10 protein-coding genes are annotated in these 13851 nt (G+C 35.4%); 4 read left to right on the plus strand and 6 right to left on the minus strand.

Translation table 11 applies throughout. From position 1 onward, the window contains the following. Nucleotides 1-185 precede the first annotated feature (185 nt). The 3 genes from BUB89_RS02030 to BUB89_RS02040 form a co-directional block, all read right to left on the minus strand. A complete protein-coding gene (locus BUB89_RS02030; RefSeq protein WP_073241361.1) occupies nucleotides 186-950 on the minus strand; it encodes a peptidase associated/transthyretin-like domain-containing protein in 765 nt (254 codons plus the stop codon). A gap of 95 nt (nucleotides 951-1045) precedes the next feature. Beyond that, nucleotides 1046-1654, minus strand: a complete 609-nt coding sequence (locus BUB89_RS02035) for a YkgJ family cysteine cluster protein (RefSeq protein ID WP_073241363.1) — start codon at nucleotides 1652-1654, stop codon at nucleotides 1046-1048. Nucleotides 1655-1719: 65 nt separating this feature from the next. Further along, nucleotides 1720-2571, minus strand: a complete 852-nt coding sequence (locus tag BUB89_RS02040) for an AraC family transcriptional regulator (RefSeq protein WP_073241365.1) — start codon at nucleotides 2569-2571, stop codon at nucleotides 1720-1722. Between the two features lie 132 nt (nucleotides 2572-2703). Between BUB89_RS02040 and BUB89_RS02045 the strand changes: the two genes are divergently transcribed. The 3 genes from BUB89_RS02045 (at nucleotide 2704) to purT (ending at nucleotide 6928) form a co-directional block, all read left to right on the plus strand. Then, a complete protein-coding gene (locus tag BUB89_RS02045) occupies nucleotides 2704-3792 on the plus strand; it encodes a mandelate racemase/muconate lactonizing enzyme family protein (RefSeq protein WP_073241367.1) in 1089 nt (362 codons plus the stop codon). Between the two features lie 516 nt (nucleotides 3793-4308). After that, nucleotides 4309-5304, plus strand: coding sequence for a DUF4365 domain-containing protein (locus tag BUB89_RS02050; RefSeq protein ID WP_073241369.1), 996 nt, complete (start codon nucleotides 4309-4311; stop codon nucleotides 5302-5304). A gap of 463 nt (nucleotides 5305-5767) precedes the next feature. Continuing rightward, a complete protein-coding gene (gene purT, locus BUB89_RS02055; RefSeq protein ID WP_073241371.1) occupies nucleotides 5768-6928 on the plus strand; it encodes a formate-dependent phosphoribosylglycinamide formyltransferase in 1161 nt (386 codons plus the stop codon). A gap of 435 nt (nucleotides 6929-7363) precedes the next feature. On the opposite strand, the gene BUB89_RS02060 is transcribed toward purT, so the two are convergent. Then, the gene (locus BUB89_RS02060) at nucleotides 7364-8230 is read right to left on the minus strand and encodes a helix-turn-helix domain-containing protein (protein WP_073241373.1); all 867 of its coding nucleotides are present in this window, start codon (nucleotides 8228-8230) and stop codon (nucleotides 7364-7366) included. A gap of 91 nt (nucleotides 8231-8321) precedes the next feature. On the opposite strand from BUB89_RS02060, the gene BUB89_RS02065 reads away from it, so the two are divergent. Continuing rightward, a complete protein-coding gene (locus tag BUB89_RS02065) occupies nucleotides 8322-8684 on the plus strand; it encodes a DUF983 domain-containing protein (RefSeq protein ID WP_073241375.1) in 363 nt (120 codons plus the stop codon). 161 nt (nucleotides 8685-8845) lie between these two features. Here the strand turns inward: BUB89_RS02065 and BUB89_RS02070 are convergent, their stop codons facing one another. Together BUB89_RS02070 and BUB89_RS02075 are read right to left on the minus strand one after the other, a co-directional pair. Next, nucleotides 8846-10255 (minus strand): RagB/SusD family nutrient uptake outer membrane protein, encoded by a 1410-nt coding sequence (locus BUB89_RS02070; RefSeq protein ID WP_073241377.1) that lies wholly within the window; start codon nucleotides 10253-10255, stop codon nucleotides 8846-8848. Between the two features lie 31 nt (nucleotides 10256-10286). Then, nucleotides 10287-13766: a SusC/RagA family TonB-linked outer membrane protein gene (locus BUB89_RS02075; protein ID WP_083552412.1), complete on the minus strand. Its 3480-nt coding sequence runs from the start codon at nucleotides 13764-13766 to the stop codon at nucleotides 10287-10289. Between the last annotated feature and the right edge of the window lie 85 nt (nucleotides 13767-13851).

Genomic DNA, 13851 nt, shown 5'->3' on the forward strand with positions numbered 1-13851 from the left:
CAGATGAAACTGATTTTAAAGGATTATCGCAGATTATAATTTACAAAGCACTATGAAAAATCCGTTTTTATCTGTTCGATCCGTATTATCTGTGATCTATTTTTTATTTAGTCCGCTTAGTTGGCAGTCATAAAACTAAAATACAAAGCCTCAATGAAACTTGGGGCTTTTGTTGGTAATAATTGTTATTGTTGAGTCTCACACAGAATTATTTCATTGTATTCCAATGCCAATTTTGCCATCAAAAACTCAATATTAGTTTTGTTTTTCGATTTTAAAACACTTCTATTTTTTTCATCTTCCACACAGTAAAATTGAAATCCTTTGATGTATTCTTTAGGAATATTTAGCTTTTTTGTATAATATTCTTCGTCAAAAAGAAATTCTATTTGATTTAATAAACTAGATTTTTTTTCGATTTCAATCATCTTTTTAATCGATTTAGTCCTACCATTTATAGCATTTAAAATAGGATCAATTTGTAAACTCCCACCCAAAAGTCCTAGTAAATGTATTGGTTTAAAATCGCCCGCCGTGTACAATTGCCTTTCCATCTGCGTGAGATTTTTTACTTTTTTAGAAACAATTCCCATCGAAACGGCATTTATTTCAGGATGCTTATTGACAATTACTTCATCAAGCTGATTGATTTTATCAAACATTTTAATGGTTAAAAACTCTAATTTCAAATCTTCTTCTTCAATAAGTTTTCGATGGATTTCTAAATTCGAAGAAGAAAAAACTAATAAATTTTCAGCTTTTGCTAAAATATAAAATTCGCCTTTACTGTCACTTACAGTGGACTTTTCGTTTACCAAATTAACAACTATAACCCCTTCAACATTACCTGAAGGCGCCACTATTTTTCCATGAATTACTTTCCCATCGACAGATTGTCCAAAACTCAATTGAGATAAAAACAACAATAGCAATGGTAAAATTCCTTTCATGTGTAAATAAATTATTTCTTACTTATAAAAGTATTACAAAAGCTATATAACTCATTGTTAAAAACTTGGTAAATTTTCATTGGAAGAAAAATTCATTATGCACAATTGTTATAACCATTCGGCATGGGTCGATACGCATAATAATGCAAGACTTCTTCAATGGCAAAAACCAGCGCTTGGTTTATGGGCAGAATTATGTTTCCTAATTTAAAATCTATTTGAGAAAGATTCATGTAATAATCTGTAAAAACAGGAATGGAAAGTCCGGCATTAATGGCTTTTGAAGTTTTTTCAAAAGCTTCTTTTTGGTTGTCTTTGATTATTTTGCAAGTAGACATTCGGTATTGTCCGTATTTATCTTTGTTAGCTCCAAAACCAAATAGTCGACAAATTAATCCCCGATATCGGTACGCACTGCAATTTCCTTTATTGCTATCGAGTAACGAAAGTGGATTGTAAATATAACAGCGACTTGTACTGCTGCTTTTTAAGGCCAATAATACATTTTCAGCATTTCCGTTTAAGAAAAGATGAAACGCCCAGGGTAAAAATTCGAGTGGAGAAGCATCAATTTCAGGATTAGTACAGCATTTTCCGCAACCCGCCACACAACCTAAAGTCGAGCTTTCCTTAAAGAGTGCAATTTCTAGTTCTAATTTGGCAAACAAAGCTTCAACAAGAACAACACGATGGGCTATAGACATGGATTTTTACACAAGGTAGTCTTTATAATTCCGTTTGCGGCCGGATTGGAAAGTTTAACTAAAAACTAAATATCCCGATACATTTTTCGGTATTTAGAAGGCGACATTTTTACAAATTTATTGAACTGCCGGTTAAAAAAACTCAAATTATTATAACCCACTTCGTAACCAATTTCAGAAGCTGTTAAATCAGTATTGATAAGCATTTTGGTCGCCATACTGATTTTGTATTCGTTGATAAATTCAAAAAAAGACTTGCGGAACGTTTTCTTAAAAAAACGACAAAAGGATTCTTTGTTCATCGCTATTTTTTTAGAAACATCGTCCAGACTAATTTGCTGGTTGTAATATTCCTTGACATAATTGTAAATCAAATTCACACGCTCACTTTCTTTAACGGTCAAATTAGTCGTAAAACCTTCGCCAGCCAAAAAATGATGATTCGCATTCACAGCCAATTCCTGTAATATTTGCAAAAAAGACAAAAGCCGTTCAAAAGGCGGCAAATCAACCAAGGCTAACAATTTATTCTCGACCTTCAGAGCCGTTTCAAAGTCAAATCGAATTCCTCTGGAAGCCAAAGCAAGGAGTTGTTTAATGTGCTGAAATTCTTTTTTCTCTAACCAGTCTTCGAGCATTTCTTCATCCCATTGCACAATAATACAGCGTACTTCTTCTTTTTGTTCGCCAATGGTTTTCCAGCAATGCGGCAAATTCGAACCAACCAAAACCAAGTCGCCGTATTCAAAATTTCCCATATTGTCACCCACATATCTGATTCCGCTACTCCCCAGAATATAAGTCAGCTCATACTGCGGATGAAAATGCCAGGAAGCAATAAATTCTTTGCCCTCAAAAAGAGTCGTACTAAAAGAACTGCCCGGCGACGGACTGATACTGCGGTATTCTGCTTTCATTGCTACACTAAATGGTTTAAGAAGTTTTAAAAATACACTATTCTTTATCAATATAGTGTTTAAAAATCCATTTATTGTGTAAATAGTGTTGGTTTTAGAGTTGTAATATTGTAATTCTAAAAACTACATAGCATGAATACAGATACAGCCATCAGAGACGTCAAATTATACAAGGCTTCCACAACACTAAAAAAACCAATCTCGGATGCCACACACACGCTAACCGAAATCGCTTTTATCGTCATGCGAATCCAACTGGAAAACGGAGTCATTGGCGAATCCTATTTGTTGTCTTTTCAATATTCTCCTAATGCGATTGTTGGTGCATTAAAAGATATCATTCCGGTTATCAAAGGATATAAAGCCAATGAAACTGCGGCAGTTTACCAAAAACTGGATGAATTAGCCGAATATTTTGGAAACCAGGGCGTATTGCGTTGGGCACAAGCTGCTATCAATATTGCCATGTGGGATGCCTGGGGAAAAACTTTGGGACAACCTATTCATAAAATCCTTGGCACACACAAAGAAAAAGTATCCATTTACGGAAGCGGCGGTTGGATTTCCTATTCTATTGACGAATTGATTGAAGAAGTGACCAATTATGCCGATAGAGGTTTCAAAGCCGTAAAAATAAAAGTAGGTTCGCCAAAAGTCAGCACCGATGTGGAGCGTTTGCGTTTAGTGCGTGAAGCCGTGGGCGACAAAGTCGATATTATGATGGATGCCAATCAGGGAATGGATTTGCCATCGGCAATGAAATTAGCACGAGAAGCCCGGGATTTAAACATCAACTGGTTTGAAGAACCCATCCATCACCAAAATTTCCAGGGTTACGAAATCCTGAAAAACCAAACCGGAATTTCACTCGCTATGGGAGAAAGAGAATTTGATACTTTACCGCTTAGAGAATTAGCCACCAGAAATGCTCTGGACATTTGGCAACCCGATATTTTGAGAATTGGTGGTGTCGAAGCCTGGCGCGAAAGTGCGGCTTTGGCAAAAAGTTTCCACCTGCCTGTGCTCCCGCATTATTATAAAGATTATGATGTTCCGTTGTTGTGTACCATTTCAAATGGCGTGGGCGTGGAATCTTTTGACTGGGTCGATCCCTTAATTGACAATCCTATGGTTATTCAGGATGGTTTTGCAAAACCACACGATTTACCAGGCTGGGGATTCAGTTTTATCGATGATCGAATGACTGAAATTAAGTTGTAACGTTGTTTAATCCACTGATGTCACACTGAGCTTGTCGAAGTGCTTTTACCCACTAAACGAGGTGTTCGATCCCGAAACTTCGGGATAGACTGACAGCAGAAAATAGTTTAAAATTTGAAGTAGTAATACTCCAAATTTTAAACTATTTTTTTTTGGGGTTCCCTTGTCTCGTCAAAAAGACGAGACGAGGTCGGGCTATCCGCTATATCTTTGTCTCGTTTTAAAGAACGAGACAAAGGATGCCGCTGCTATCCCTAACCCACAATCCCGTTACTACAATAGCGTTGGATTTACCTCAACACCAAATAAAAAAAATACAAATCCAGCTGAAAACCTCAAAGGAAAATTATTGGGAAAGTAAACGAGTTGCAAAAATATTTTGTAGGATATTTTTATATATTTGAGAAATAAATAAAAAAGCTTGCTTATGGCACAAAGCCACCCAAAATTGGGCAGATTGGAGCCGTTTTATGGCACCTATGAACGAGTTGTACGACACTTTAGAAAAAATCATCGATGATAAGAAAAAAACAGAGAGTACTTCAACATATAATGGAAGATGAATCATACGAAATTATAAAAAGACAAATTCCAAAACATTGGGTAATACGGGAATTTAATAGACCTGATTATGGTATCGACTTGGTCATTGAACTTTTTGAAATCGTAAATGAAAATGTTGCTGAAACATTAGGAGAATTTATCTACATACAAGTAAAATCTGTTAAAGAATTAGACACTAAAGTTGAAAAAATATTTGAAGTAGGAAATGTTGCCAAAGGAGTTTGGATTGAAAACAAAAAAACGTACACAAATGTTGAAGTTATTAAATTCCCATTTGATACAACTTCAATATATACATTCCAATCTTTGGGAGGAAGTGTTTCAGTATTACTATTTGTAGTAGATATAAAAAATGAAGAAGTATATTTTGTTTCTCTTAATGATTATATTGATAAAATAATATTACCAAAAACACCAAATTATACAGAACAGAGTTCACTGACTATTACTATTCCAGTTTTAAATAAATTATCTAACCAAGACATAACAAATAATGCTCTTAAATTCTACGGAAAAAGAGCAAAATTACTCGCTTTATTTTCAAAAGTTTCATACCAAAAGAATGAAATAAATCACTTATTTGGATTTAAAAATTATCCTGTATGGACTTATCGAGATGAAATTGAAAAAGACAAAAAATATGAAAAAGAAGAAGTAAAAACTCAACTATTATATTTTATATCACAGATAGATGAACTTGACATTTGGGAACATAATGAATGGATTGTATTACCAGAAGCAAAAAAAGATATTTTGATTATCAAAGATTTGTTAATAAAGGACGAAATAGAATGGAATGAAATAAAAAACAAAGTAATTATTCTTTGGCATCAATTAACTAATTTAGGAACAATGTACGAAGATATCTGTCGAGAATGGTATTTGCCAAAAATCATTGGTTTAATGACATCATATCCAACAATGCCTGAAATTATAAATGAAAAATAAAAGCGATCGCACAACAGGCGTTTGGCAAGATTGCGAATTTTGTAGTAAATTCACGTTCACGTTTCGTAAGAAATTTTTATCTTTAACAGAAAATAATCGGTTCCGAAGCTCGCAACCTCGCCAAGCGCCGGAACGTTAGCAACTATATCATCAAATCTGCACATGAAGAAGAATCGGATTTTAAAAATCATATTAATTGCTATTACAGGAACAGTCATCCCCACTGGTGCCCTTACTGATAAAACACAAAACGAAGCGTTTGTAACGCGACTCATTTGTACTTAGAGTTGATCCACTTGCTGTAAATAGTTTGAAATTTGAAGTAGCAACACTCCAAATTTTAAACTATTTTTGTTTTTCAAAATTTTGGGCGTAACCTCTAAAAAAATAAAACCATTAAGTAAATTTAAATTGTAGCTTTCTTAAATCTCTTAATTTACTTAATGGTTTAAAAAAATATAAAATGGCAAAAATCCTTCTTCTCGGCTCAGGCGAACTTGGTAAAGAATTTGTAATCGCAGCACAACGCATCGGGCAAACTGTTATTGCGGTTGACAGTTATGAAAATGCTCCTGCTATGCAAGTCGCTCATGATTTTGAAGTGATTAATATGTTAGATGGCGACGCTTTAGATAAAATTGTAGCCAAACACAATCCTGATTTTATCGTTCCTGAAATAGAAGCCATTAGAACCGAACGCTTTTACGATTACGAAAAACAAGGAATTACCGTAGTTCCATCGGCTAAAGCGGCCAACTTTACGATGAATCGCAAAGCCATTCGTGACTTAGCTTCTAAAGAATTAGGATTAAAAACTGCTGAGTACCGCTATGCCACAACTGCCGAGGAATTACAAAAAGGCGTTCTCGAAGTTGGGATTCCTTGTGTGGTAAAACCATTAATGTCTTCGTCAGGAAAAGGACAATCTACTATAAAAACCGAAGATGACATCGAGAAAGCATGGGAATATGCTGTTGCAGGTTCTCGTGGTGATGTTGTGGAAGTAATTGTAGAAGCTTTTGTAAAATTCAATTCGGAGATTACTTTATTGACCGTAACACAAAACAATAATCCTACTTTATTTTGTGCGCCAATTGGTCACAGACAAGAACGCGGCGATTATCAGGAAAGCTGGCAACCCGCCCGAATTTCTGATAAAGATTTATACGAAGCCCAAGACATGGCCGAAAAAGTGACCGAAGCCTTAGGTGGAGCAGGACTTTTTGGTGTTGAATTTTTCATAGCCGATGATGGTGTTTATTTCTCTGAACTTTCTCCTCGCCCACACGATACCGGAATGGTAACATTGGCTGGAACCCAAAATTTTAATGAATTCGAATTGCATCTTAGAGCGATTTTAAGCTTACCCATTTTCGAAATTACCTTAGAAAAAGCAGGTGCAAGTGCTGTAATCTTGGCTTCGGAAAACAGTTCAAATCCAACTTATACCGGAATTGAAAAAATTGCTGCCTTACCCAAAACTGATTTCAGAATCTTTGGCAAACCATCCTCAAGACCTTACCGAAGAATGGGTGTGGCTTTAACAAACGACACATTGGAAACGCCAATTGAAGAAGTTGTAGAAAAGGCGGTAAAAGCGGCGAGTTTAGTTACTGTAAAGTAATTTTTATTTTTTTCAGCTGATAAAAATTAACTAATCAAATGTCTCATCTATAACGGTTCTCGATACATTTTTCATTTCATTGCATTACGTAAAAAACATTACCAATGGCGTTTTTAATAAAAGTAAAATTATGGTTTACCAATTTTCTTTTTTGCTTGATCAAAAAAGAAACAAAAAAATATTCATGCGCTTATATTTTTTTTTTGGTATTCATGAATCTTCGATTTCAAGTCTTACACTTCCTCGTCGGTCAAATTAGTTTTCAAATGCTAAAAGAAAAGAACTCGTCCCGAAGCATCGGGACTCAAACAACTTTTCTTTTTACGCATTCTTCAAACATTTGACACTCGACTGCGGAAGCTAAGGACAATGAAGTAATTTGAGAAAATTTGTGCAATTTGCGGTTAAAAAAACATTTCACAAAAGAAATAGTTCCTACTCTTTCTTCAATAATCGAAAATTTGTTGGTGTCGTTCTACTGTGTTTTTTAAACAAACGGCTGAAATAAGAGTAATCGTCATAGCCTAACTCAGTGGCAATTTCATTTACCGTCCAGTTTTTGTCGAGTAACATTCGTTTGGCTTCCAGCATCACCCGGTCAATAATTACTTCGGTGGTTGTTTTTTTTAAGATATCCTTGCAAATCCGATTCAAGTGTTTCAAACTAACATTCAATGCAGAAGCATAAAACGCCGCCGATTTTTCTTCTTTGAATTTCTTCTCTAAAAGCTGCTCCAGACTTTTAATTTTCACATTGTACGAATGCGCTTCGTGAATATAAATTTCGTTGTACTTTCGAGCAAGTTCAATGTGAATTATATCCAATAGATTCATTATTTTATCCCGTTTCAATACTTTATGGGTTTGCATTTCGGCAATCAAATTTTCGAAATAAGGCAAAATGGATTTTATTTCGGCCTCTTCTAATACAATTTCAGGGCTATTTTGTATCGAAAAATAAAACGGATAATCTTCGATAGTCTTATTTCCAAAGTACAAATTGTACATTTCGGCAGTATAAAAAACAATAAATCCCTCAATATCTTCGGATAAAACCCAATGGTGCATTTGCCCGGGCTGCAAAACAAAAACACTTCCCGGATGAATCTCAAATCGGTCAAAATCGACTTCGTGAATCCCGGAACCATTGGTAAAAAAAACCAATAAGTAAAAATTATGACGATGTGGTTTTTCTACAAAACTATGATTAACCAGATGATTTTTAAACGTATTGATATACAAATCCCCCGTAACCGAATTGCAATTAAACTGCTCAATGCTATAAATGGGATATTTTTTCATCTTAAGAATGTCTTTTTTGTCCTATAATAAGCGAATATAGAAAATAGCTGGCAGATGGATAATAAATACCTTTGAAAAAAAAATAGAAATCATGTCAAATACACTACTCCATATTCTGAAAAATGATTGTCCGCATTGTCATCAGGGGAAAATTTTTAAAGAAAAAAGTATTTTCTTCCAGTTTAGTTTTCCAAAAATGAATGAATACTGCCCACATTGTCATTATAAATTCAAAAAAGAACCGGGTTATTTTTTTGGTGCCATGTATGTCAGTTACGGATTAACCGTTGCGCAGGGAATTACGACTTATGTGATAGCCAGTTTCTTTTTTCAGGAAACTTTCGACTTAAGAATCATCCCGATTATTATGGCGGTAATAGTGGCATTAGCTCCATTAAACATTCGGTTATCCAGATTGTTATGGATTTATATGTTTAAAAATTATTCGAATTAAAAAATTGCTCAGAATTCGATTATTGTTTGTAAAAAGTCGATAGGAATAACAAACAATCCACCCCGTCTTTCAGACGGATTGGAATAAAAAAAGACCGCTCCCTAGTCTATTTGACAAGGAAACGGTCTCTTCAACTAACTAACCACTAACACAAATATTTTCTATTTATAAGCCTCATTTTGAGTCATCACATCCGGATTCTGGTTGATTACTAAAAACGGAATAGGCAATACTAATTCTTCTTCAGTTATGGTGATATTTTTACTGCTGTTTTTAATCACCTGAATTGCTCTTCCGGTTCTTATTAAATCAAACCAACGATGAAATTCGGATGCAAATTCTACCTGTCTTTCATGTTCTAAAGCTAATTCGACTGTATTGTACTGAGCCGGATAACCTACAGCGCCATAAAGAGGTAATCCTACACGTGTACGTACTTCGTTCAAATATTTGGGATCAGAAGTTGCTTCAGTCAACATTAAAAGAACATCTGCATAGCGAAGAATCATAAAATTATTATTTGAAGCTTCTCTTAAACCGGCAACCGGAGCAGCCGCATCTTTCCACTTGATGGGGAATTTCACATCAACATAAGAATTATTAGCTGTCGTGTATCCATTTTGAATAGAAATAGCTTTTCTTGGATCAGTTGGTTCATAAGCATTCCACAAATCCTCAGTAATTTGATTAAATCCTCCTCCCCAGGCTGTTACTACCCGATTATCAACCGGCGTGAACATCGCCCAATACAAACTGTACGGACTGGATACACCACCTTTATATTGGATTTCAAAAATAGAAGATGCTCCATTTTTCTTAGTCAAATTCCATAAATCAGCATAAGGAACCAGAGTAAACTTGCCATAAACTTTCAACAAAGCTTCAGAAGCTTTAGTTTTATTTCCCATTGTCAGATACACTTTTCCTAACAAAGTATTAGCCGCTTCCTGGCTGGCTGCACCTACAAAACGCTGACTGGTTTTCACCGGTAATTTTGCGGCAGCAAAATCAAGATCGGCAATAATTTGTGCATAAACCTGATCTTTAGGTGTACGTCCCTGCGAATAAGCATTAGCCACACTTAAAGGAGTAGTAACTAAGGGCACATCTCCCCAGGCGCGAACCATATCGAAATAATACAATGCACGTAAAAACTTAGCTTCGCCAATTAAGGCATCACGATTAGAAAAATCGAGTTTTTCAGCACTCACAATGATATTATTTACAATATAAATTGCTTTGTAATAATTGTTCCAGAAATTAAAAACCAATTCGTTATCAATTGCCATGGTGTGCAATTCAAAGCTTTCATAATCCTGTATTCTTCCGGCAGCATTATCGCTATAGGCGTTATCCGACATTAATTCGCCATAAAAAGACGGTAAACTTTCAGGTCCGTACAAGGTATAAAGGGAATTATAAGCAGACCATAACGCCGTTTGAATATCTTCCTGAGATTTATAGAATTCTACTTCATTGGCATTGGAAATAGGCGCTTTGTCCAAAAAATCGGAACTACATCCTAACAGGAATAAGTTGCAAAAAAGTGTTATATATAGTATCTTTTTCATTTTTCTTATTTTTTAATGGTTGGTATCGTTTTTAGAAACTAATATTTAATCCGGCAGTAGCTGTAAAAGGATTTGGATATGCTCCATAATCAAAACCTACCATAACACCGGATTGATACGTACTACCTTCAGGATCGAAACCTAAATAATCGGAGAATACATGTACATTTTCCATATTCAGATATAATTTCACATTGCTTAATTTTAGTTTTTCAACTAATTTTTTTGGCAAATTATATCCCAGACGTATGTTTTGAATACGAACAAATGAACCGTCTTCTACCCAGTAACTTGATCCAAAATCACGAACAGTAGTTGGCAGCATACGTGGTTTAGGAATCATTCCGTTACCCGGTTCTGCTTCTGATTTCCAGTAATTATTTACTACTGCATACATGTTACGGTTACCGCCTCCTACACCTGATTTCAGGTAACGGGCATTATGGTTAAGGATTTCTCCACCTTGTGAACCACGTAACAAAACTGAAAGTTCAAATCCTGAATAAGAAAAATTGTTAGTCAGACCCCATTGAAAATCAGCCTGATTATTTCCAAGATAGGTACGGTCATTAGAATCTATTTTACCATCACTATTGACATCTCTTACTCTTGGATCTCCTGCTTCACTGCCAGGCCATACCGGATAAGCATTGCTGTTTAACTCAGCCTGTGACATAATTACACCATCGATAACATATCCATAATACATCCCAATAGGTTTTCCTACCGCTGTACGGGAAGTCATACTACTCACATTAATGTCTATTGGAGCATCACTTACACCCAGTTTTATAACTTTATTTCGATTAGCAAAAATATTAAAATCAGTACTCCACTTAAAATCACTATCAATGTTTTGTGTGCTAAGATTAAGTTCAAATCCTCTGTTTTCCAGTTCTCCAATATTGGTTAAAGTAGAAGAGAATCCGGAAAGAATTGGAATAGGTACATTAAGTAATAAATCTTTTGTTTTCGAATAATAAATATCTCCGGTAAATTTTACGCGACCATTAAAAACACTGAAATCAATTCCAAAATTGGTCTGACCTGTTTTTTCCCATTTCAGATTTTTATCTGCAAAATTCGACGTGTAAATCCCCTGATTTACCGTACCTGAACTTACATAAGGGCTATAAGCTAACACCCCGATGGAACCGTAATTAGGAATCTGGTTATTACCCGTTGCTCCATAACTTAATCTGGCTTTCAGGTTACTAATCCAGGAAACATCTTTTAAGAATGCTTCTTCAGATATACGCCATGCCAGCGATCCTGATGGGAAATATCCCCATCGGTTATTGTTCCCAAAACGGGAAGAACCATCGGCTCTGATAGCTGCAGATGCCAGATATTTTCCTTTATAAGAATAATTGGCTCTTGCCAAATAAGAAACCAGCGACCATTCTTCTGAAAAAGTATTCCCGGAATTCACCACACCTGCATTCAGGGTATGTACTAAATCATTTGGGAAATTCCCTGCTGTCATACTGCTCAAATCAGTAGTTTGCTCCTGAGCAGAATAACCTGCTAATAAATTTAAATTATGATCTTTATTAAATGTTTTATTATACGTTAATGTAGTTTCTGAAATCCAGTTATTAGATTGTAACGTTTTAAAATCAGCCTGAGCGGGAACCCATCCGGAGTATCCCCAGTTTTGGCCAGCATTCCAGTAAAAATTATGAACGGTATTTTCAATATTAGAACTTGCAGAAGTTTTAATCGTTAAGTCTTTAATAATATCCCATTCCAAATAGGAAGTAACGGTAGCTATATTAGTTACTTTTTTAGCTGTTGCTTCTCTTGTTAATGAATAAGGATGCCAAAGTTGGAAACCATATTTTGCAAACGTATTCCAGATGGAAGTAGGATCTTTAAACCCAAGACTTCCTGTTTCAACATAGAGTGGAAAAAACGGATCACTTTGCAAAGCCAGACTCACTACATCACTTTTTCCTCCGGTTCCATAAGGAGCTTCATTGGCACGACTAAGTCCAACATTTAAACCCATACGTACTTTATCATTAAACTTATGCTTAATATTTGATCTTAAATTAATTCGGTCATAGGTATTTCTGTCTACTACACCTTCTGAATCCAAATAACCTAAAGACACCATAAACTGTGTTTTCTCGCTACCACCCGATGCTGATAATTGAAAATTACTGTTTTTTGCCGTTCTAAACGTCACATCCTGCCAGTCCGTTCCGTTTCCTATTCTTTCAATCCATGCCGGATCAGAGAATTCTGTAGGTACCAATAAGTTAACGCCTCTTGTAGCCGATGGATTTGCAGCCACCACGGTTGCCCATGAATTGTTTCTTGCAGCGGTATTAAAAGCAATAAATTCGGAAGCATTCATCATATCCGTTTTACGGTTGACACGTGAAAAACCGGTTTCGAAAGTGGCATCAATCTTAGTTTTCCCTGCTTTTCCCTGTTTGGTAGTAATAATAACAACCCCATTTGCTCCTCGGGAACCATAAATAGCTGCAGAAGAGGCATCTTTCAAGATATCAATAGATTCAATATCATTAGGATTAATAAAATTCAATGGGTTACGGTTAAAACTTAAATTACTTCCGGTACTGATACCTGTATCGGTTGAATTTGTTGTATTATCTTCCAGCGGAATACCATCAATAACATACAACGGAGTAGTTCCTGCATTGATGGAAGAAGCACCACGGACTTTCACTGTAGGCGCCATTCCCGGTGCACCCTGAGACTGGGTAATTTGTACTCCGGTTGCCTGTCCTGCCAGTGATTGCAGTACATTGCTGTTAGACCTGCCTTCTAATTTATCAGAACCAACAGAAACTACTGAGCCTGTCAAATCTTTTTTCTTGACAGAACCGTAACCTACCACTACAACTTCCTCTAATTTAGCGGAGTCTTCTTCTAATTTAATGACTAGATTAGTTTCTCCGTTTAACTGAATTTCTTTGGTTGCAAAACCAATAAAAGAAACCACTAATACGGATTTTCCGCTGGTTACTTTTATTGAAAAGTTACCATCAAAATCGGTTTGGATTCCGTTTTTAGTTCCTTTTTCAACAACATTTACTCCCGGTATAGGCTGTCCTGAATTATCAGTAACTTTACCGTTTATTACTTGCTGCTGTACATAATTGGTTTTCGTTACAGGCTTTTCTTTAATTAAAATGGTATGATCGTCTGTAAGCTCAAAATTGAGATTATTAGCTGAAAGACATTGCCCTAACAACGTAGACACTGCAATTTTACCTTTTTTAAGCGCTACATCCGGCATGTCTTTAAAAACTTTTCGGGGATAGATAAAATTTAAATCTGTCTGTTGTTTTATAATTTTAAATACTTCGTAAATAGTTACAGACTGATCCTTTTCAATGGTGACATTCACTTGTGCAAATGTGCTGTGTACATTAAGGCAAAAAACATTGGTACACCATAAAAAGACAAATGCTCTCATAACAGTTTTAATTAGCCGTTCTTTAAAGAAATCAAAAACATTCAATACTTTAATTTTCATAATTTTTTGGTTTGCTTGGTTATACAATAGGTAATAAATAAATGTGCGGAATAAAGTGAGAATTCATAAATCCTTACTTTGTGGT

It is taken from the genome of Flavobacterium flevense (assembly GCF_900142775.1).
Taxonomy (GTDB): Bacteria; Bacteroidota; Bacteroidia; order Flavobacteriales; family Flavobacteriaceae; genus Flavobacterium; species Flavobacterium flevense.

Excerpts from the sequence above, each read along its gene's own strand:
- BUB89_RS02030 (WP_073241361.1), bottom strand. The coding sequence starts at position 950 with ATGAAAGGAATTTTACCATTGCTATTGTTGTTTTTATCTCAATTGAGT.
- BUB89_RS02035 (WP_073241363.1), bottom strand. The coding sequence starts at position 1,654 with ATGTCTATAGCCCATCGTGTTGTTCTTGTTGAAGCTTTGTTTGCCAAA.
- BUB89_RS02040 (WP_073241365.1), bottom strand. The coding sequence starts at position 2,571 with ATGAAAGCAGAATACCGCAGTATCAGTCCGTCGCCGGGCAGTTCTTTT.
- BUB89_RS02045 (WP_073241367.1), top strand. The coding sequence starts at position 2,704 with ATGAATACAGATACAGCCATCAGAGACGTCAAATTATACAAGGCTTCC.
- BUB89_RS02050 (WP_073241369.1), top strand. The coding sequence starts at position 4,309 with ATGATAAGAAAAAAACAGAGAGTACTTCAACATATAATGGAAGATGAA.
- purT (WP_073241371.1), top strand. The coding sequence starts at position 5,768 with ATGGCAAAAATCCTTCTTCTCGGCTCAGGCGAACTTGGTAAAGAATTT.
- BUB89_RS02060 (WP_073241373.1), bottom strand. The coding sequence starts at position 8,230 with ATGAAAAAATATCCCATTTATAGCATTGAGCAGTTTAATTGCAATTCG.
- BUB89_RS02065 (WP_073241375.1), top strand. The coding sequence starts at position 8,322 with ATGTCAAATACACTACTCCATATTCTGAAAAATGATTGTCCGCATTGT.
- BUB89_RS02070 (WP_073241377.1), bottom strand. The coding sequence starts at position 10,255 with ATGAAAAAGATACTATATATAACACTTTTTTGCAACTTATTCCTGTTA.
- BUB89_RS02075 (WP_083552412.1), bottom strand. The coding sequence starts at position 13,766 with ATGAAAATTAAAGTATTGAATGTTTTTGATTTCTTTAAAGAACGGCTA.